16 protein-coding genes are annotated in these 19,061 nt (G+C 71.5%); 7 read left to right on the plus strand and 9 right to left on the minus strand.

What is annotated here, in order from left to right:
* Positions 1–85: 85 nt before the first annotated feature.
* The 5 genes from OG715_RS26340 to OG715_RS26360 form a co-directional block, all read right to left on the minus strand.
* A complete protein-coding gene (locus tag OG715_RS26340) occupies positions 86–1,519 on the minus strand; it encodes a glycoside hydrolase family 26 protein (RefSeq protein ID WP_266271398.1) in 1,434 nt (477 codons plus the stop codon).
* Positions 1,519–3,567: a glycosyltransferase family 2 protein gene (locus OG715_RS26345; protein ID WP_266271399.1), complete on the minus strand. Its 2,049-nt coding sequence runs from the start codon at positions 3,565–3,567 to the stop codon at positions 1,519–1,521. The genes OG715_RS26340 and OG715_RS26345 overlap by 1 nt, the downstream gene beginning before the upstream one ends.
* 256 nt (positions 3,568–3,823) lie before the next feature.
* Positions 3,824–4,828, minus strand: coding sequence for a DUF2510 domain-containing protein (locus tag OG715_RS26350; protein ID WP_266271400.1), 1,005 nt, complete (start codon positions 4,826–4,828; stop codon positions 3,824–3,826).
* Between the two features lie 97 nt (positions 4,829–4,925).
* Positions 4,926–5,420, minus strand: a complete 495-nt coding sequence (locus OG715_RS26355) for a GNAT family N-acetyltransferase (protein WP_266271402.1) — start codon at positions 5,418–5,420, stop codon at positions 4,926–4,928.
* A complete protein-coding gene (locus tag OG715_RS26360; RefSeq protein WP_266271403.1) occupies positions 5,363–5,746 on the minus strand; it encodes a hypothetical protein in 384 nt (127 codons plus the stop codon). The genes OG715_RS26355 and OG715_RS26360 overlap by 58 nt, the downstream gene beginning before the upstream one ends.
* A gap of 93 nt (positions 5,747–5,839) precedes the next feature.
* On the opposite strand from OG715_RS26360, the gene OG715_RS26365 reads away from it, so the two are divergent.
* The gene (locus OG715_RS26365) at positions 5,840–6,811 is read left to right on the plus strand and encodes a helix-turn-helix domain-containing protein (protein ID WP_030392877.1); all 972 of its coding nucleotides are present in this window, start codon (positions 5,840–5,842) and stop codon (positions 6,809–6,811) included.
* A gap of 52 nt (positions 6,812–6,863) precedes the next feature.
* Here OG715_RS26365 and OG715_RS26370 read toward each other — a convergent pair whose 3' ends face one another.
* From OG715_RS26370 to OG715_RS26385, 4 genes are all read right to left on the minus strand, one after another.
* Complete coding sequence (locus OG715_RS26370; RefSeq protein WP_266271404.1) at positions 6,864–7,673, minus strand: histidine phosphatase family protein; 810 nt, start codon at positions 7,671–7,673, stop codon at positions 6,864–6,866.
* A 168-nt stretch (positions 7,674–7,841) separates the two neighbouring features.
* Complete coding sequence (gene mctP, locus OG715_RS26375) at positions 7,842–9,455, minus strand: monocarboxylate uptake permease MctP (RefSeq protein WP_266271405.1); 1,614 nt, start codon at positions 9,453–9,455, stop codon at positions 7,842–7,844.
* Positions 9,452–9,733, minus strand: coding sequence for a DUF3311 domain-containing protein (locus OG715_RS26380; RefSeq protein ID WP_266271406.1), 282 nt, complete (start codon positions 9,731–9,733; stop codon positions 9,452–9,454). Before OG715_RS26380 ends, mctP begins: the two co-directional genes overlap by 4 nt.
* A 292-nt stretch (positions 9,734–10,025) precedes the next feature.
* Positions 10,026–10,823 carry a GntR family transcriptional regulator gene (locus OG715_RS26385; RefSeq protein WP_266271407.1) on the minus strand — a complete coding sequence of 266 codons (798 nt, stop codon included), beginning with the start codon at positions 10,821–10,823 and terminating at the stop codon, positions 10,026–10,028.
* Between the two features lie 335 nt (positions 10,824–11,158).
* On the opposite strand from OG715_RS26385, the gene OG715_RS26390 reads away from it, so the two are divergent.
* The 6 genes from OG715_RS26390 to OG715_RS26415 all read left to right on the plus strand — a co-directional run bounded on the left by OG715_RS26390 (position 11,159) and on the right by OG715_RS26415 (position 18,995).
* A complete protein-coding gene (locus OG715_RS26390; RefSeq protein ID WP_266271408.1) occupies positions 11,159–12,454 on the plus strand; it encodes an extracellular solute-binding protein in 1,296 nt (431 codons plus the stop codon).
* Positions 12,455–12,543: 89 nt separating this feature from the next.
* Complete coding sequence (locus OG715_RS26395; RefSeq protein ID WP_266271410.1) at positions 12,544–13,572, plus strand: carbohydrate ABC transporter permease; 1,029 nt, start codon at positions 12,544–12,546, stop codon at positions 13,570–13,572.
* The gene (locus OG715_RS26400; protein WP_266271411.1) at positions 13,569–14,396 is read left to right on the plus strand and encodes a carbohydrate ABC transporter permease; all 828 of its coding nucleotides are present in this window, start codon (positions 13,569–13,571) and stop codon (positions 14,394–14,396) included. The genes OG715_RS26395 and OG715_RS26400 overlap by 4 nt, the downstream gene beginning before the upstream one ends.
* 7 nt (positions 14,397–14,403) lie before the next feature.
* Positions 14,404–15,957 carry a glycoside hydrolase family 3 protein gene (locus OG715_RS26405; protein ID WP_266271412.1) on the plus strand — a complete coding sequence of 518 codons (1,554 nt, stop codon included), beginning with the start codon at positions 14,404–14,406 and terminating at the stop codon, positions 15,955–15,957.
* Between the two features lie 446 nt (positions 15,958–16,403).
* Positions 16,404–17,696, plus strand: coding sequence for a type 2 periplasmic-binding domain-containing protein (locus OG715_RS26410; RefSeq protein ID WP_266271841.1), 1,293 nt, complete (start codon positions 16,404–16,406; stop codon positions 17,694–17,696).
* 246 nt (positions 17,697–17,942) lie between these two features.
* Complete coding sequence (locus OG715_RS26415) at positions 17,943–18,995, plus strand: SIS domain-containing protein (protein WP_266271413.1); 1,053 nt, start codon at positions 17,943–17,945, stop codon at positions 18,993–18,995.
* Positions 18,996–19,061: the final 66 nt, after the last annotated feature.

Here is a 19,061-nt window from a genome sequence, read left to right on the forward strand (position 1 = left end):
CCAACGGGGTACTGGTGTTCGGTGTGCGGGCCGGCCGGTGCCCGGCGGCCTTCCACGGGCGGACGGGCCCTCGGTCGGTCGGGGGCTAGCCGGCCTCGGCCGGCGGGGAGCTCCGGGGCTTGGTGGCGGTCGGCTTCCGGGTCGGGGCGGTGCCCCCGGACGGCTTGGTGCCGGTGCCGCCGGTCGGCTTCGCGCTCGGCGAGGGCGAAGCCGGGGCCGAGGGCGAGGACGTGGCGGCGGGCGGCGTGGTGGGTGGTGCGGGCGGCGGCACGGTGAGCAGCGGCTGCGAGCGGACGGTCCACTGCCCGGCGTACCGGGGCGCGGAGACTCCGGCGGCGTACGCCGCGCTGGCCGGGCCGGACGCGGTGACCCGCCAGTCGACCTCCTTGACGGCCTCGTACCAGATCAGGCCGATGATGTCCGGGTGCCGGGGCAGCTGCTCGAACATCTCGGTGATCCAGCGGGCCTTCTGGCCGGAGCTGTCGGTGGCGGCGGTCTCGGTGATCACCACGGGCTTCTGGCTGAAGGCCCGCAGCTTCTTCAGCGTCGGCTCGAAGATCTGCTCGAAGGAGGCGTACTTCTCCAGGCCGACGGTGCCGTAGTAGCCGGACAGGCCGATCCAGTCGACGTAGTCGTCACCGGGGTAGAGCGAGTCCAGCGGGGTGGCGTTCTCGTAGTCGATGTTCGGGCTCCACACCCAGACCACCTTGTCGGCGCCGGCCTGCCGGAAGAGGTCGTGGACGTGCTTCCAGGCCTGCACGTACTGGCCGCGGCGGTTGCCGTTGGCCTGCTCGGCCCACGGGTACCAGTAGCCGTTCATCTCGTGGGCGAAGCGCAGGGCGATCGGGTAGCCGAGGTTCTTGACGCCCTCCGCCCACTGCTTGATGTAGGGGTCGAACTCGCCGCCGACGATGCGGCTCAGCGCGTAGTCGGGCTGTTCGCCGCGGAGCTTGTCGACCTTGGACTCCTTGTGGAAGTCCCAGGGCTCCCAGGCGACCATCGGCATGATGCCGCGCTCGGCCACGGTGTCGAAGACCCGGCGGTCGAACCGCTTGTCCCACCAGCCGACCGAGAACTCCAGCACGTTCGGGTCGTGCTTCACGGCGGTGGCGAACTCCTCGACCGGGGCGAGGTCGTAGGGGCCGGCCTTGGTCATCAGGCCCATGAAGGCGCCGCCGGGGGCCGGGAAGGGGGCCGGGGCCGGTTCGGCGGGGGCCGGGGCGGGGCCGGCCGTCTCCTCGCCGCCCGCCGTCGGATCGGGAGCGGGGGCGGGGGTGTCGGCGGGCGTCGCGGAGCCGGTGGTGGCGGCGGGCGTCGCGGCGCCCGCGGCGGTGGTCGGGGCCGGCGCCGCCAGCGCGGCGACCAGCCAGTCCGGCATCGCGGTCGGCGCCTTGCCGGAGAAGGCGTACGGCTCGGGCGCGTGGCGGGCGTTGTACTTCGGCGCCAGCACGAAGGCGTAGCTGGCCAGCAGCGCGAGCGCGAGCAGGCCGACGATCCGGGGCACGGTGATCCGCAGCATCAGCGGCCGCCCTTCCGGCCGCCGCCGGCCGGGGCCGGCTCCAGCAGCTCCGCGAGTTCCCGCTCGGGGCCCGTCCCGGGGCCTCCCGCGGCTGTTCCGTCCTTGTCCGCTCCGACGGGTCCGGCGGCCTCGTCGTCCACGTCGTCCACATCGTCATCGGCACGGTCGGCGTCGGCACGGTCGGCGTCGGCACGGTCGGCGTCGGCGTCGGCGGCACGGCGCGGCGCGGGCAGCCCGGCGGCGGCCCGGCGCTCGGCCCGGGCGATCCGGCGCGCGCTGACGAAGGAGATGACCGGCGGCGCGATGCCGGTGAACATGCTGACGCCCGCCCAGAACCGCAGCAGCCAGATGTCGTGGTGCAGGGTGAAGCTCGCGGCGAGCAGCCCGGCCGCGACGGCGGCCCACAGCAGGTGCAGCCGGAAGGTCGACAGCCGCTCGGCGCTGCGCAGGTCGCCCTTGGCGGTCACCGCGTAGGCCAGCGGGCGGCGCAGCAGCGCGGCGATCGCGGCCGCGAGGTACACCGGCCCGGCGAACAGGGCCAGGCCCATGCCGGCCATGCCGATCTCGCGCCGCTCGTGGGCGGCCAGGTTGAAGCGCCGCAGCCAGAGCCAGAGCAGGAACCAGCTGCCCATGCTGGCACCCCAGAGCGAGGTCCAGAGCACGGTGTCGAGCTGGATCGAGGTGATCCCGCAGGCCAGGTAGACGGCGGTGGCGAGGCTGCCGAGGACGGTGGTCACGGCCACGCTGGGGTAGTAGAACTGGACCAGCCCGTACAGCACCCGCTGGCGCGTGCGCAGCCGGATGCCCTTGCGCAGCCTGGTCCTGAGCAGGATCTCCCAGATGCCGAACGCCCAGCGCTTCTGCTGGTTGAAGTAGTCGGTCCAGGAGGTCGGGCCCTCGCCCACGGCCAGCACGTCGGGGGTGTAGACGCCCTTCCAGCGGCGCCCGGTGGCCGGGTTCTCGGTGGCCTGCACCCGCATGCTGGTCAGGTGGTCCTCGATGATCGAGTCCTGGTAGCCGCCGATCTGCTGCCAGGCGGCGGGCCGGTAGAGGTGGTTGGTGCCGATCAGCAGCGGCGCGTCCATGCCGTTGCCGCCGCGCTCGACCAGGCCGGAGAAGAGGTACTGCTGCACGGAGGCGCCGTGCGCGACCCAGTTGTCGTACATATTGCCGTACACCTGGGGGGCGACCACGAAGGCGGTGTCGGGGTCGCGGAAGTAGCCGAGGGTGCGTTCCAGGAAGCACGGCAGAGGGACGTGGTCCGGGTCCATCTGGGCCACCACGTCGTACTTGTGCTCGTGCTCGGCCCGCCAGGAGTTGTGGTTGCCGGACTTGGTCTTCGCCCGGAACTCGCCCTCGGTCCGGTTGTACTCGGGGCGGCCCTTGCGGCTGAAGTGGTGCACGCCGAGCCGGGCGGCCATCGCCTTCACCCGGTCGTCGTCGCCCTCGTCGAGGATCCAGACGTCGACCTCGCCGTCGTACTCGATCTCCAGCATGGCCGCGAGGGTCTGCTCGACGATCTCGATCGGCTCCTTGGACGGCACGATGGTGGTGAGCACCGCGACCTTGAGGCCGGGCCGGGCGGTGACGGGTATCGGGTCCTTGGCGCGGAAGGCGAACACCCAGACCGCGAGGTTCTGGACCAGCCGCACCAGTTCGACGGTGACCACGGCGCAGAAGCAGATCCGGGCGACGTTGATCCGCCAGTCCGGGGACCAGCCGACGCCCGGCCCGGGTATGTGCGAGGGCAGCAGCAGCCAGCCGACGAACACCAGGCCGGCCACCGCGTTCAGGGCGACCAGCAGGGTCAGCACGACCTTGACGCCGGGCGAGGAGACGGCTCGGTAGCGGACGGTGTCGACGCCCTCGCCGTCCCGCAGCGGGCCGGTGGCCTCGGCGCAGGCCAGGTAGTTGCGCCGGGCCGAGGCGTTGCGGGACTGGCTGCGGGTCGCGCGCCGCTCGTGCGGGGCCTCTGGGAGGAGTCTGCTGTGGCGTCCTCGTCCGCGTCGGCCGCCGGTGGGCGCAGTCCGTTCGTCGGTGGAGTCCACCAGCCCAATCCCCCGTTGTGGGCCGTCCCGTGACCGGGGCGGCTGCGGTTGTCCTCGTCCTGGCCGGTGCGTTCGTGGTGCCCGCCGTGTGGGCGGCGGGTCCGACGGCCCCGCCGTGTGGGTGACGGGTCCGGTGGTCCCGCCGTGTGGGCGGCGGGTCCGATGGCCGCTAGTGAGCATAAGGGCACCCCCCGGTGACGGGTCATCGGGGGGTTGGGGGGAACGTCCGGACGCTGTTCGTCCGGACGTTTCCGGATCAGGGGGTGATCTTCACCGAGTTGGCTATCTGGTCCATCAGCGTCAGGGCCGGGGCCTCGGTGGCCTGGTCGAGGCAGATCTGCAGGACCGGCACGGTGGTGGCACCGGCCGCCGGGGTCACCTCCAGGACGCCGCAGTAGGCGTCGGGGGTCGAGGAGCCGCTGGACATCGGCACGTGCCAGAGCGCCAGGTAGCCGTCCATGCCCTGGATCTTGACGGCGGACTGCTTCAGCGGCTCGGGCGGCGTGGGCGCGTCGGAGCCGAAGCGGGTGTTGTAGAGCAGCTGGCCCATGCCGAGGACCATGGACTTCGGGTCGGCCCAGCCGCCGTTGAGGACCCGGAGGTTCTGGACCACCAGGCCGCGGGTGCAGGCGCCGCTGCCGTGGCCGACGCAGGCGTACGGGGAGACCGCGTAGCGCACGTCGGTGGGGTTCTTGGCGTCGCTCTGGACCTGCCAGTCGGCCGGCAGCAGGAAGTTCATCTTCGACTCCTGGCCGGTCACCTGCTTCCCGCCGGGGAACTGCTGACCGCCGGTCAAGGTCGCTCCCATGAAGCCGTTGGGGCTCTTGGGGTCGGCGGTGGAGGTCGGGCCCGCGCTGCCGCCCGCCTGCGGGGTACCGGGCTTGTCGGTGTTCCGGTGGCCGACGACGTAGCCGGCCCCGGCCATGACCACGGAGAGCAGGACGGCGCCGATGCCGAGCAGCAGCTTCCGGCGGCCGGTGTTGGGCTCGACGGTCTCGAACACGACGGGGGTCGGCGTGAACGGCTGCGGCGCGGCGGGCGTGACCACCGTGGGCGTCGCGGAGACCGCGGGGGCGGGGCCGAACGCGCCCGGCGCGCCCTGGCCGGCGGCGCCGCCGGTCCCGGAGCTCACCGTCGCGGCGTCGGCCGCGGACTTGGGCCGGGTGCGGCCGCTCCATGCGGAACCGTCCCACCAGCGCTCCGTATTGGCCTGGCCGGAAGGATCGTCGTACCAGCCAGCCGGCGTGTTCCCCGTCGTCATGCGGCGGATCCTAGCAGCGCCCAAATCCGATCGTCATACCCTCTGGTGGATCGCAACCCTGGCCTCGGCAGTCGTCCGGCCGGCGCCGGACGGCCGCTCAGAACCGCATGCTGTAGACCATCAGATCGACGCCCGGCACCGGCGACCAGTCCCGCTCGGGGGCGCGGCCGAAGCCGACCCGCTCGTAGATCCGGTGGGCGGTGGTCATCGCCGGCTGGGTGGAGAAGGCCATCCCGGCCAGACCGAGTTCGCGGCTGCGGGCGAGCGCGGTGCGGACCAGGGCCTCGCCGACGCCGCGCCCGCGGGCGGCCGCCGCGGTGGCCAGCATCCGGATCTCGCCCTCCTCGGGGGTGGCGATGTCCGCCCAGGTGGTGCCGCCGACCGCGAAGGTGACGCAGCCGAGCACGGTCCCGGCGGCCGGGTCGACCGCGACCAGGAGTTCGGCCTCCTCGGCCCGGCGGGCCGCGTCGCGCAGCCGGTGGACGTAGTCGCCGTCGGCTGCGGTGTGGCCGTCGCCGACGAAGGCCTCGACGGTTATGCGGCCGGCTTCCTCGAACTCCTCGGACCGGGCCGGGCGGATGACGATGTCCATTCGGCCAGTCTGCCCGAGCCGCCGGGGAGGACGGTGAGCGGGGGTGCGGCATCGTCGCCGGTGGGGGAGGTGGCGGCGGTGCGGACGGGGTCGGTGGCGGGGTCGGTGGCGGGGTCGGCGGACGGGCGGAGCGAGGCGGCGGGCATGGTGCCGTAGAGCCGGTCGGGCAGGGCGGGGTCGACGGGGTAGCCCCCCTGGCGGTGCCAGTTGTCGCGTCCGGTGGCCTTCTGCGCGGCCACCTCGCGTCCGATCAGGGCACCGAGCAGGCCGAATCCCCCGATCGTCCCGAGCAGGGCCAGTGCGCTGGCGAGCGTGTCGGAATCCATGTCTCCACTCTCCCGTCGGCACCGGAGCGGGACGAGTGGCAGGAATGCCCGAATGCATCGAAAAACTGCCAACGCCGGGGCTACCCTGTCGGCATGCTCAAGAACGTGGTCGCGGTCGTGATGGAAGAGGTCCACCCCTTCGAACTCGGAGTGGCCTGCGAGGTGTTCGGCCTCGACCGGACCGAGGACGGACTGCCCGGCTACGACTTCGCGATCGCCGGCCCCCGCCCCGGCCCGCACCGCACCCACGCCGGCTTCACCATCGACGTCCCGCACGGCCCCGAGCGGATCGCCGCCGCCGACCTGGTGGTGGTCACCGCCACCACCATCAGCCGGGAGTACCCGGAACCGCTGCTGGACGCGCTGCGGGCGGCCCACGCCCGGGGTGCCCGGGTGCTGTCCATCTGCAGCGGCGCGTTCGTGCTCGGCGCCGCCGGACTGCTGGACGGCCGCCGCTCCACCACCCACTGGCGGTACAGCGCCGAACTGGCCGCCCGGTACCCGCGGACCACGGTCGAGCCGGACGTCCTCTACGTGGACGACGATCCGGTGATCACCTCCGCCGGTACGGCGGCCGGCATCGACGCCTGTCTGCACCTGGTCCGCCGGGTGCAGGGCGCCGAGGTGGCCCGGGGCATCGCCCGCCGGATGGTGGTGGCCCCGCACCGGGAGGGCGGGCAGGCGCAGTTCGTCTACCGGCCGTTGCCGGAGGGGGACGGCGACTCGCTGGCCCCGCTGCTCGACTGGATGCGCCACCACCTGGACGAGGAGTCGACCGTCGAGCAGCTGGCCGCCCGGGTCCACATGTCGCCGCGCACCTTCGCCCGGCGATTCCACCAGGAGACCGGCACCACCCCGCACCGCTGGCTGATCGGGCAGCGGCTGCTGCTCGCCCAGCGGCTGCTGGAGTCGACCAGCGAGCCGGTGGACACCATCGCCGCCCGCTGCGGCTTCGGCAACGCGGCCACCCTGCGGCACCACTTCGGCCGCCGGCTGGGCACCACGCCGCTGGCCTACCGGCGCTGCTTCGCCGAGCCCGCCGCCAGGGTCGCCGTCCGGGCCTGAGGGCCGCGGCCGACCGCGGGCCCGGACCCCGGGCCCGCGGCCGCCGCCCCGTTCAGTCCGCGCGCTCCAGGTGCCCGGTGCCGTTCCAGAGCTCCGGCCGCAGCCGGCCGGCCTCGGCGCGCCAGAGGCTGGTGGAGCAGTTGCGCACCGGCTCCAGCGCGACCAGCTGCTCCTCGGAGAGCCGGTCCAGCGCGTAGCGGAGCATGAGCACCGTGCAGTCGTGCGCGATCAGCAGCACCGGCCGCCCGGCGTCCTCGGCACAGACGTCGCGCAGCACGCTGCGCACCCGCAGCGCCACGTCGGCCCAGGACTCGCCGCCGGGCGGGCGGTAGTACAGCTCGCCCATCTTCCGCCGCCGGGCCGCCTCCCCGGGGTGCTCGGCCTCGATGGCGGCCCGGGTCAGCATCTCCAGGACGCCGAGTTCGCGGTCGCGCAGCCGCTCGTCGTAGCGGACGGAGAGCGAGACCGGGACGGCGCCGAGGCCGGCGGCCTGGGCGAGCGCGATCCGGGCGGTCTCGGCGGTGCGCACGTACGGCGAGCACCAGACGCTGCGCGGCCGGTCGTGGCTGGGCAGCCCGGCCCACCAGCGGCCGAGGGCCTGCGCCTGCTGCTGGCCGTGCATCGAGAGCGGGATGTCCGCGTCCCGGCAGCTGATCGGGACGCTGAGCGCGCCGGCCGCCTCGGCGAGCTGGAACTCGACGTTGGCGGTGGACTCGCCGTGGCGGGTGGCGATCAGGACGGAGGGGACGGAGGACAGGCCGGGGGCCGCGGTGGCACCGGCGGGCCGGTGCGGGGCGGCCGTCCGGTGCCGTCCGTCGGTGTGGTGGTGCTGGCCGTTGAGGGTGGTGCCGAGTTCTGCCATTGCCGCCGCTCCCCGTGGGTCGATCAGTTGCCGGCCGACTGTCGGTCCGGTCTGGTTGGTGCCCTGGTGTGGTGCCCAAATCACGCGGCCGTTCATACATATGATCGCGCCGTCCCCTCCAGTGTTGACGGAGGGGACGGCGCGAACACAGGGCGCGCACAGCACGTATCAGTGCGCTGCCACGGGCTCCGGCGCGTGCTTCGGCTCCACGTCGCCGCTCTCGGCGCTGTAGTCGCCCGGCCGGGTCTCGTCCGGCCCGTCGGGCGCCTTGACGGCGCGCAGGACCAGCGTGAGCACCACCGCGACCAGCAGGTTGAGGACGAAGGCGGTGAGCCCGATGTAGCCGAACTCGCCGATGCCGGGGATCTCGGCCGCGTTCCCGCCGAAGTGCTTGGTCTTGGGGCTGGCGATGCCGTAGGCCTTCCAGGTGCCGTAGACCATGCCGGCCGCCCAGCCGGCCAGCAGCGCCCAGTGGTGGAACCAGCGGGTGAACAGGCCGCCGACGATGGAGACGAAGGTCTGCAGGATCCACAGGCCGCCGAGCAGCTGGAGGTTGATCGCCGCCTGCTTGTCCATGCCGAGCACGAAGACCAGCGCGCCGACCTTCACCAGCAGCGAGACCAGCTTGGCGACCCGGGTCTCGTCGGCCGGGGTGGCGGCGGGCCGCAGGAACTCCTTGTAGACGTTGCGGGTGAAGAGGTTCGCCGCCGCGATGGACATGATCGCGGCGGGCACCAGCGCGCCGATCCCGATCGCGGCGAAGGCGACGCCGGTGAACCAGTCGGGGAACATGTTCTCGAACAGCTGCGGCACCGAGAGCTGGGTGTTGAAGCCCTTGTCGCCCTTGCCGACGCCCGCCGCGATCGCCATGAAGCCGAGCAGCGCCAGCAGGCCGAGCATCAGCGAGTAGGCGGGCATGATCGCCATGTTCCGGCGCACGGTGTTGCGGGACTTGCTGGCCAGCACCCCGGTGACCGAGTGCGGGTACATGAACAGGGCCATCGCCGAGCCGAGCGCCAGCGTCGCGTACGTCCACTGCTTGTTCTCGGGCACGGTGAGCGAGCCACCGGACTTGGGCGCGGCGAACTTCTCGCCGACCGCGTCGAAGATGTGGCCGTAGCCGCCGAGCCGGATCGGGATGTAGATCACCGCGACGATGATCACCACGTAGACGAGGGCGTCCTTGACGAAGGCGATCAGCGCCGGCGCGCGCAGCCCGGAGGAGTAGGTGTACGCGGCGAGCACCCCGAAGGCGATGAACAGCGGCAGGTCCTTGACGAACCAGCTCGCGTTCTCGCCGCCGCCGACGCCCAGCACGTCCAGCACCGCCTGGATGCCGACCAGCTGGAGCGCGATGTACGGCATGGTGGCGAGGATGCCGGTCAGCGCGACCATCAGCGACAGCGGCCGGGAGCCGTACCGTCCGCGCACGAAGTCGGCGGGGGTGACGTAGCCGTGCACCCGGGAGACCGACCAGAGCCGGGGGAGGAAGAGGAAGACCAGCGGGTAGGCGACGATCGTGTAGGGGACGGCGAAGAAGCCCGCCGCGCCGGTCGCGTAGACCGCGGCCGGCACGGCCACGAAGGTGTAGGCGGTGTAGAGGTCGCCGCCGAGCAGGAACCAGGTGACCCAGGTCCCGAAACTGCGCCCGCCCAGGCCCCATTCGTCCAGGTGGTGGGCGTTGTCGGCGCGCCGCCACCGGGAGGCCAGGAAGCCCATCACGGTGACCAGCAGGAAGAAGAGGACGAAGACCGTCAGCGCGGGCACGTTGACCCCGTTCACCGGACCTCACCCGCCGTCCCGGCGCGGGCGGCCCGGCGGGCCTTCTCGTCGCGGTTGATCAGCAGGTAGGCCGCGACCGTGAAGACGGCCGAGGCCGGCACCCAGAGCAGCTGGTACCAGTAGAAGAAGGGGACGCCGCCGACCTCGGGGTCGAGCTTGTCGTACGAGCCCACCCAGAGCATCGCGACGATGGGCACCAGCAGGGCGAGCACGGCGAGCACCCGCTCGGGGGTCACGACCGGCAGCGCGTGGCCCGGTGGCTCTTCTGGCTCGGGCATGACAGGTCGGTCGGTGTCAAGGTCGGACGACATGGTTCGGCTCCGCTCCGGAGGGTCTCACCTCGCCGGCGCCGCAGCCGCGGGGGACCGCACAGCCCCGTGGCCCGCCGAGCAGCACCACTGGTGATCGGCAGTCAGTATGGATGCGGAATCTAGAGCATCGCGTGATCCATGTCACCGGATCGGTGCAGATTCCCGCCATCCGGACCTGCCGCGCGCCCCGGGAACACCGCGGGCCCCGGCGCGTACGCCGGGGCCCGGAAGCAGTGGGGGTGGTGCGGGAGCGCGTTCGCTACGCCGGCTCGGGCCGCTGGAGGCGGGTGATGAACTTGTAGCGGTCGCCCCGGTAGATCGAGCGGACCCACTCGACCGGGTCGCCCTCGGCGTCGAAGGAGTGCCGGGACAGCTGGAGCATCGGCAGGCCGAGGTCGGAGCCGAGCAGTCCGGCCTCGCGCGGGTCGGCCAGGGTGGTCTCGATGGTCTCCTCGGCCTCGGCCACGGTCACCCCGTAGACCTCGCGCAGGGCCGTGTAGAGGGAGTTGTGCTTGGCCAGGTTGCGGCGCAGGGCCGGGAAGCGCTTGGCGGACAGATGGGCCACCTCGATGGCCATCGGGTCGCCGTTGGCCAGCCGCAGGCGCTCGATCCGCAGCACCCGGCCGCCGGGCTTGATGTCCAGCAGCGGGGCCAGCCGGTCGTCGGCGGTGATGTAGCCGATCTCGATCAGCCGGGAGGTGGGCTCCAGCCCCTGGGCGCGCATGTCCTCGGTGTAGGAGGTCAGCTGGAGGGCCTGGGCCACCTTGGGCTTGGCGACGAAGGTGCCCTTGCCCTGGATGCGCTCCAGCCGCCCCTCGACGACGAGCTCCTGCAGGGCCTGCCGGACGGTGGTGCGCGAGGTGTCGAACTGCGCCGCCAGTGCCCGCTCGGGCGGTACCGGGGTACCGGCGGGCTGGGTCTCGGTGAGCTGCAGCAGGTGGCGCTTGAGGCCGTAGTACTTCGGCACCCTGGCGGTCGGGTCCGTGCCGCCCTGGGCGGCGAGGCTCTTCACCTGGGGGTCGTTGACCTGGGCCGTGCTGCCCCCGTCGCTGCTCATCGGACGTGTCTCCCGCTTCTCGCGGGGCCCCCGGGGGCCTCGCCACTTCATTAACGGCTCACATCGTTGCATGTATGGCTACGGAACGAATACCTCATCACGCGATGAACGATGTGCGGTGTCGGCTTGATAACGGGTGGTCCGGATCGGTCGAACAGCCGTTGACAGGCCCATTGGTCTAGGCCAAGCTCCAGGCATCTGGTCTACACCACTAGGCCGGTCACTATGAATCCCCCCCACCGTTCGATGGAGTCCGCGGCACCATTCCTCCCACCTCGTGTGGGTATGCCGCTGCCACCCGACGGGGGTAACCAGGCATCCCTCAGGAGGATGGCGTGAAGCGTCAGCTCATCGCGGCAGTCGGCGTCGCGGCCATGGTTGTTGGTCTCGCGGCCTGTGGCTCGGACGCCAAGAAGGACGACGGCAACAACTCGGCGTCCGGCAAGTCGTCCGCCACGGACGGCAAGAAGGACTACAACGGCAAGACGCTCAAGGTGTGGCTGATGTCCGGTTCGGCCCCCAAGGGCTGGGACACGGCGGTGAAGACCGAGTTCGAGACCACCTACCCGGGCTCGAAGGTCGACTTCCAGGTCCAGGAGTGGACCGGCATCGGCCCCAAGGTCACCGCCGCGCTCTCCGAGGGCTCCGTCGACGTCCTCGAGGTCGGCAACACCCAGACGGCGGGCTACGCCGCCACCGGTGGTCTGCTGGACATCACCAAGGACAAGGCCGCCATCGGCGGTGCCGACTGGGCCGCCAACCAGAGCGAGTCCGCGATCCTGGACGGCAAGCAGTACGCCGCCCCGTGGTACGTCACCAACCGCGTCGTCTCCTACAACAAGGACCTCTGGGCCAAGGCCGGCCTGAGCATCCCGAAGACGCTGGACGAGTTCTACGCCGCGCTGGAGAAGCTCAAGACCACCGAGGGCGTCGCCGACCCGATCTACATGCCGGGCCAGGAGTGGTACGTCTACTTCGGTCTCCTCACCAGCGAGGGCGGCAAGCTCGCGAAGAAGGACGGCGACAAGTGGGCCGGCGGCCTGTCGTCCCCCGAGGCGCAGAAGGCCTTCGACGTCTACAAGAAGCTCCAGGGCTACTCGGTCATGGGTGGCAAGGACAAGGACGAGGCCAAGCCGCAGCAGAAGGACATCTTCGGCCAGGGCAACATCGGCTCGATCATCGGTCTCGGCTGGGAGCTCCCGGACGAGAAGGCCATGGCCAAGGACAAGATCGGCTTCTTCCCGCTCCCGGGCAAGACCGCCGACAAGCCCTCCGGCGTGTTCCTCGGCGGCTCGAACCTGGCCGTCGCCTCGGCCAGCAAGAACACCGACATGGCCAAGGACTTCCTGAAGATCGCCCTCAACGACAAGAACGAGGGCGCGGTCGCCGCCTCGGGTCTCATCCCGAACAAGGCCTCGCTGAACGACAAGGTCGTCGGTGACTTCGCCTCGGCCGCGAAGCTGGCCGCGGTTGTCGGTGGCATCACCCCGACCACCCCGAACTGGGCGAGCGTCGAGAACGACCCGAACCCGATCAAGGAGTTCCTGACCTCGGCCCTGACCGGCGACTACGCCACCGCGGCGAAGAAGGCGGACGACGAGATCGCCAAGCGTCTCAACGCCAAGCAGTAGCAGTCGAGCGGCGTCGCTCACCGGCCCCCGGCGGGGGGCCGGTGAGCGACGCCTGTCCGTCGTGGTCGGGTTGTCAGGAAGAGAGAACGATGGCTGTGCATTCGGAGCGGGTGCAGACACAGTCCCCGGAGTCAGGGAAGGCTGCTGTGGCCACTATTGAGAAGAGCGCCGCCCGTGGCAACGGCGCCGGCACCGCGAAGAAGAGCGCCAGACGGGCGGACAGGCCGGGCCTCGGCTCCCGGCTCGCGCCGTATCTGCTGCTCCTGCCCGCCACGGTGGCCACCCTGGGCCTGCTGGGCTGGCCCCTGCTGAAGACCGTCCTGGTCTCGTTCCAGAACCTGAACGCGCGCCAGCTCGTCCAGCACCTGACCGAGTGGAACGGCTTCGAGAACTACACCGAGCAGCTCAAGGACGAGCAGTTCTGGGCCGTCACCGGCCGCTCGGTCGCCTTCACCGCGCTGAACGTCTTCCTGATCATGGTCGGCGGCGCGCTGGTCGGCCTGCTGCTCAACCGGCTCGGCAAGAAGATGCGGCTGCTGCTGTCGATCGGCCTGCTGTTCGCCTGGGCGATGCCGGTGGTCGCCTCGACCACCGTCTACACCTGGCTGTTCGAGACCAGGTTCGGCGTCGTCAACTGGCTCCTGGACAGCCTGGGCTGGCACTCGATGGCCGCCTACAACTGGACCAGCAGCCAGTACTCGACCTTCTTCGTGATCCTCCTGCTGCTGGTCTGGGGCTCGATCCCGTTCGTGGCGTTCAACATGTACGCCGCGCTGACCACCATCCCCAAGGAGCTCTACGAGGCGGCCCGGATGGACGGCGCCGGATCGGTGAAGATCTTCACCGCGGTGATGTTCCCCAACCTCAAGCCGTTCTTCCTGGCCACGACCTTCCTCGAGGTCATCTGGATCTTCAAGGCCTTCACCCAGATCTACGCGATCAAGGCCGGCGGTCCCGACGGGCTCACCCGCACCCTGCCGATCCACGCCTTCCTGGAGGGCTCCGGCCGCCAGCACTACGGCACCGGTGCCGCGATCGCGGTGCTCACCATCCTGATCCTGGGCGTCCTGATGGCGTACTACTTCCGGATCATTCTCAAGCAGGAGGACGAGCTGTGAGGCGCTCGCTCATCGGACGCAGCTGGCCGAATGTCGTCGCGGTCGTCCTCTTCGTCTTCTTCGCGTTCCCCGTCTACTGGATGATCAGTACGGCCTTCAAGCCGACGAAGGACATCATCAGCAAGACGCCGGTGTTCGTGCCGTTCGACGCGACCCTGGAGCACTTCAAGACCGCGGTCAACGTGCCGAAGTTCTGGACGTACACCGCCAACAGCTTCATCGTCACCGTCCTCGCGGTGGTGATCTCGCTGGTGATCGCCACGCTGGCGTCCTTCGCGATCGCGCGGATGCGCTTCCGCGGCCGCAAGGTCTTCGTGCTGGTCATCATGGCCGCGCAGATGGCGCCCTGGGAGGTCATGACCATCGCGGTCTACCTGATCTCCCGCGACAACCAGATGCTGAACAGCCTCGTCCCGCTCACCGCCTTCTACATGATGATGGTGCTGCCCTTCACCATCTGGACCCTGCGCGGCTTCATCGCGGCGGTCCCGAAGGAGCTGGAGGAGTCGGCCATGGTGGACGGCTGCACCCGCACCCAGGCCTTCGTGAAGGTGATCTTCCCGCTGCTGGCGCCGGGCCTGATGTCCACCTCGCTGTTCGGCTTCATCACGGCCTGGAACGAGTTCCCGCTCGTCCTCATCATCAACAAGACCGACGGCCAGACCCTGCCGCTGTGGCTGTCCTCGTTCCAGACCGCCTTCGGCAACGACTGGGGAGCCACCATGGCGGCGTCGACGCTGTTCGCCCTCCCGGTGCTGATCCTGTTCGTCTTCCTGCAGCGCAAGGCGGTCGGTGGCCTCACCGACGGCGCCGTGAAGGGCTGATCCCATCGTGAGCATCCTCGTACCCACCCTCCCGGCCTCCGACCAGCTGCACCGCGACGCGCTGACCGTCCTCCAGCCCGGCTTCGTCGGCACCGAGCCGCCGGAGTGGCTGCGCCGGCACCTCGCGGCCGGCCTCGGCTCGGTCGCGCTGTTCGACCGCAATGTGGCCGACCTCGGCCAGCTGGCCGCCCTCACCGCCGCGCTGCGGGCCGAGAACCCCGATCTGCTGATCGCCATCGACGAGGAGTCCGGCGACGTCACCCGGCTGGAGGCGGGCTCCGGCTCGTCCTGGCCGGGCAACCTCGCCCTCGGCGCGATCGACGACCCGGCGCTGACCCGCGACGTCGCCCGGGAGCTGGGCCGCGCCCTCGCCGCCGCCGGCGTGAACTACAACTGGGCGCCCACCGCCGACGTCAACTCCAACCCGCGCAACCCGGTGATCGGCGTCCGCTCCTTCGGGGCCGACCCGGAGCTGTGCGCCCGCCACACCGCGGCCTGGGTCGAGGGCCTGCAGTCGGCCGGCGTCGCTGCCTGCTCCAAGCACTTCCCGGGCCACGGCGACACCGCCGTCGACTCGCACCACGGGCTGCCGGTCATCGACGTCGACCTGGACGTGCTGCGCGCCCGCGACCTGGTGCCGTTCCAGGCCGCCATCGCCGCCGGGACCAAGGCCGTGATGACGGCCCACATCATGATCCCGGCGCTCGACCCGAAGCTGCCCGCCACGCTCAGCCCCGCCGTGCTGCGCGACCTGCTGCGTGCGGCCCCGCAGGACGGCGGCCTGGGCTACCAGGGCCTGATCGTCAGCGACGCGATCGAGATGGGCGCCATCGCCGACACCTTCGGCATGGGCGAGGGCACCGTACTGGCCCTGGCGGCCGGCGCGGACGCGATCTGCGTCGGCGGCGGGCTGGCCGACGAGGCCACCGTGCTGATGCTGCGGGACGCCATCGTGGCGGGCGTGCAGGCCGGACGGCTCCCGGAGGAGCGGCTCGCCGAGGCGGCCGACCGGGTGCGCGCGCTGGGCAGCTGGGGCCGGATCGCGGCCCAGGGCGAGCGGCCGGAGGCGGACCTCGCGGTCGGCCTGCGGGCGGCCCGCCGGGCGCTGCGGGTGGTCCGGGCGCCGGGCCGGGAGGTCCTGCCGGTGACCGAGCGCCCCTTCGTGGCCTCGTTCTCCGCCGAGCCCAACATCGCCGTCGGCGACGTCACCCCGTGGGGCGTGGCCGGCATGCTGGCCGACCGCTTCCCGGGCACCCGGACCCGTGAGGTCGGCCCGGAGGTCGCCGCGCCGCAGGTGCTGGACGCGGTGGTGGCCGAGGTGCTGGCCGAGGCCGGGGACCGCCGCCTGGTGCTGGTGGTCCGGGACGTCCACCGGCACGAGTGGATGTCGGCCGCGCTGGCCCGCCTGGTGGCGGCCCGGCCGGACGCCGCGGTGGTCGAGATGGGCCTGCCGCAGTCCGAGCCGGTCGGTGCGCTGCACATCGCCACCCACGGCGCGGCCCGGGTCTGCGGCCTGGCCGCCGTCGAGGTGCTCACCGGGCAGCCGGGGGCGATCGGCTGACTCCCCGCCGGACCGTGACACCGGGGGCCGCGAGGCACCCCGCCGACGGGCCCGTCATGCGCATGCCGCATGGCGGGCCCGTCGGCGTCCCCGGGCCGCGGCGGGCGGGTTGACCTGCCGATTCGACCGACCTGACGGTGTTCCCTCAAATCCGTCTTAAGGCACCCTTAAGTTCTACTTAGGGTGACCGTCGCGCGACTGATCGCCGACGGGAGACAACAGGTCTGCAACGGCCCTTTCTGCCAGGCCATTTGGCGTTGACACCAGCAGTGGTCTAGGCCAGGCTCCAGTCCATCCGGTTCGAATTTCAATTTCCCCGGATGTGGTATTGGCCCACCCCGAAGCTCTTCGCCGCCCTCCCCGGACACCGTCCCGACGGGCGCCAGCACGCTGCCGGCGGGTACAGCTCAAACACCTCGGAGGATGGCGTGGGAAAGCGTCGGTTCATGGCGTCGGTCGGCATCATGGCGCTGGCCGCGGGTCTGACGGCCTGTTCGTCGGCCGGTTCGGCCACTGACGGCAAGTCGGCCTCGGCGGACCCGCAGTCCGCCACCGGCACCGTCACGGTCTGGCTGATGGACGATGCCCAGAAGAGCTGGCCCGACCTCGTCCAGCGGGTCAACGACGAGTTCGCGGCCAAGTACCCGAAGGTCACCCTGCGGCTCGCCTACCAGGGCTGGGCCGACAAGGTCGCCAAGCTCGACCGGGCGCTCGGCGACGGCACCGCCCCGGACGTGGTGGAGCTCGGCAACACCGAGACCATGAAGTACGTGCTCTCGGGGGCGCTGGCACCGGTCCAGCGGAACACCTTCGACAACTCGGACACCTGGATCAACGCGCTCGCCAACACCTGCACCTACCAGGACAAGCTCTGGTGCGTGCCCTACTACGCGGGCGCCCGGGTCGCGATCTACAACTCGGCGGCCCTCCAGCAGATGACGGGCAGCGCCGACTTCCCGAAGACCGAGGACGAGCTGCGCACGGCCCTGGACCGGATCGCCGAAAAGAGCAAGGCCGACCGCACCTACTCCCCGCTCTACCTGCCCGGCCCGTACTGGTACGCCGCGATGAGCTACGTCTCCGCGTACGGCGGCGCCATCGCCCGCTTCGACAGCGGCGGCAACTGGCACGGCACCCTGAGCGACCCCAAGTCGCAGCAGGGCATCAACCACTTCGTCGACCTGGTGCGCAAGTACAACAAGGGCGATCTGACGCTCAACGAGCAGAACCAGTACGAGGCGATGGCCCGGGGCCACGCGGCGGCCTTCTACGGCAACGGCTACGAGGCCGCCAGCGTCGCCGCGCCGGTCACCGGCGACCCGAGCCTCAAGGACGCCGTCAAGGTGGCCACGATGCCCGGCCCGGGCGGCAAGCCGCTGCCGACCTTCATCGGCGGCTCGGCGCTCGCCGTCACCGCGAAGTCGCCCGCCGCGGCCCTGGCCACCGACTGGGTCCGGATGTTCACCAGCACCAAGTCCGAGCAGGCGCTGGCGGACAAGGACATCCTGCCGAACAACCTCACCCAGCTGAACCCGCTGAAGACCAAGCCCGTCACCGCCGCCGCGGCCAACGCGGTGCCGGACGCCTGGTTCACCCCGCTGGCGCCCGGCTGGGGCCTGGTGGAGAAGCAGAAGATCCTGCCGGACATGCTGACCGCCATCCTCAAGGGCAAGTCGGTGGACCAGGCCGCCAAGGAGGCGGACGCCGCCATCGACCAGCTGATCAACAAGGCCGGCTGAGCAGTCGCCGCCCCGGATCCGGAGCCCCTCCCCGCACCGCCGGGAGGGGCTCCGCCCTCCCGGGAGCACCCCCGGCGGCAGCCCGACCGGGCGCGACCGCGTCCTCGGATGTGCCGCACCCCGGCGGCCCCCGTAGGATTGCCGCAGAAATCACCGGAGCGAGTGTGCGGACTCGCCGCCGTAGAGGTCCCCGCCGGGCATTCCCGCCCGGGCGGGGTGGAACCATCTCATCGGAGGCACCCCACGATGTCCGACACGCAGACCGTCCCTGGCCGGATCATGGCGGCGGAGATGGCCGAGCAGCCGGCCGTCCTGCAGCGCATCCTCGACGAGGGCGCCCCCAAGATCTTCGAGATCGCCGGACAGATCGCCGCCCGCAAGCCGCGCTTCGTCCTGCTGACCGGGCGCGGCACCTCCGACAACGCGGCGCTGTACGCCAAGTACCTGATCGAGATCCTGCTCGGCAAGCCGGCCGGTCTCACCTCGATGTCCACCACCACCGCGTACGGGGCCCAGCCGGACCTCACCGACGTGCTGGTGATCACCGTCAGCCAGTCGGGCGGCTCGCCCGACCTGGTCGCCTCCACCAAGGCGGCCCGCGAGGCCGGGGCCATCACCCTCGCCGTCACCAACAACGCGGGCTCGCCGCTGGCCGAGGTCTCCGAGTTCCACATCGACGTGCTGGCGGGCCCGGAGAAGGCGCTGCCGGCCACCAAGACCTACACCGCCGAGCTGCTCGCCCTCTACCTGCTGGTCGAGGGCCTGCGCGGCGGCGACGGCGCGGCCGCCAAGGACCTGCCGGAGCTGGCCACCGGGATCCTGGCCCGCCAGGACGAGGTCAAGGCCCTGGCCGAGCGCTACCGCTTCGCCCAGCGCCTGGTCATCACCTCGCGCGGCTACGGCTACCCGACCGCCCGCGAGGCGGCGCTGAAGCTCATGGAGACCACCTACATCCCGGCCTCCCCGTTCTCCGGCGCCGACCTGCTGCACGGCCCGCTGGCCATGGTCGACAACGTCTCCCCGGTCATCGCGATCGTCCCGGACGGCAAGGGTGGCGAGGCCCTGCAGCCGGTGCTGGACCGCCTGCGCGGCCGTGGCGCGGACCTGGTCGTGGTGGGCCAGCAGGCGCAGGTCGAGTCCGCCTCGGCGGGCTTCGCGCTGCCGGCCGGCGTGCCGGAGGAGGTCCAGCCGATCCTGGAGATCCTGCCGCTGCAGCTGCTGGCCTACGAGGTCACCATCGCCCGTGGCCAGGACCCGGACGCCCCCCGCGCGCTCGCCAAGGTCACCGAGACCCACTGACACTGTCGCGGAAACGCCGAGACCCCCGTCCACAGCCTGTGGACGGGGGTCTCGGCATTTCGGCCT

Source organism: Kitasatospora purpeofusca (assembly GCF_036010405.1).
In the GTDB taxonomy this organism is placed as follows: domain Bacteria; phylum Actinomycetota; class Actinomycetes; order Streptomycetales; family Streptomycetaceae; genus Kitasatospora; species Kitasatospora purpeofusca.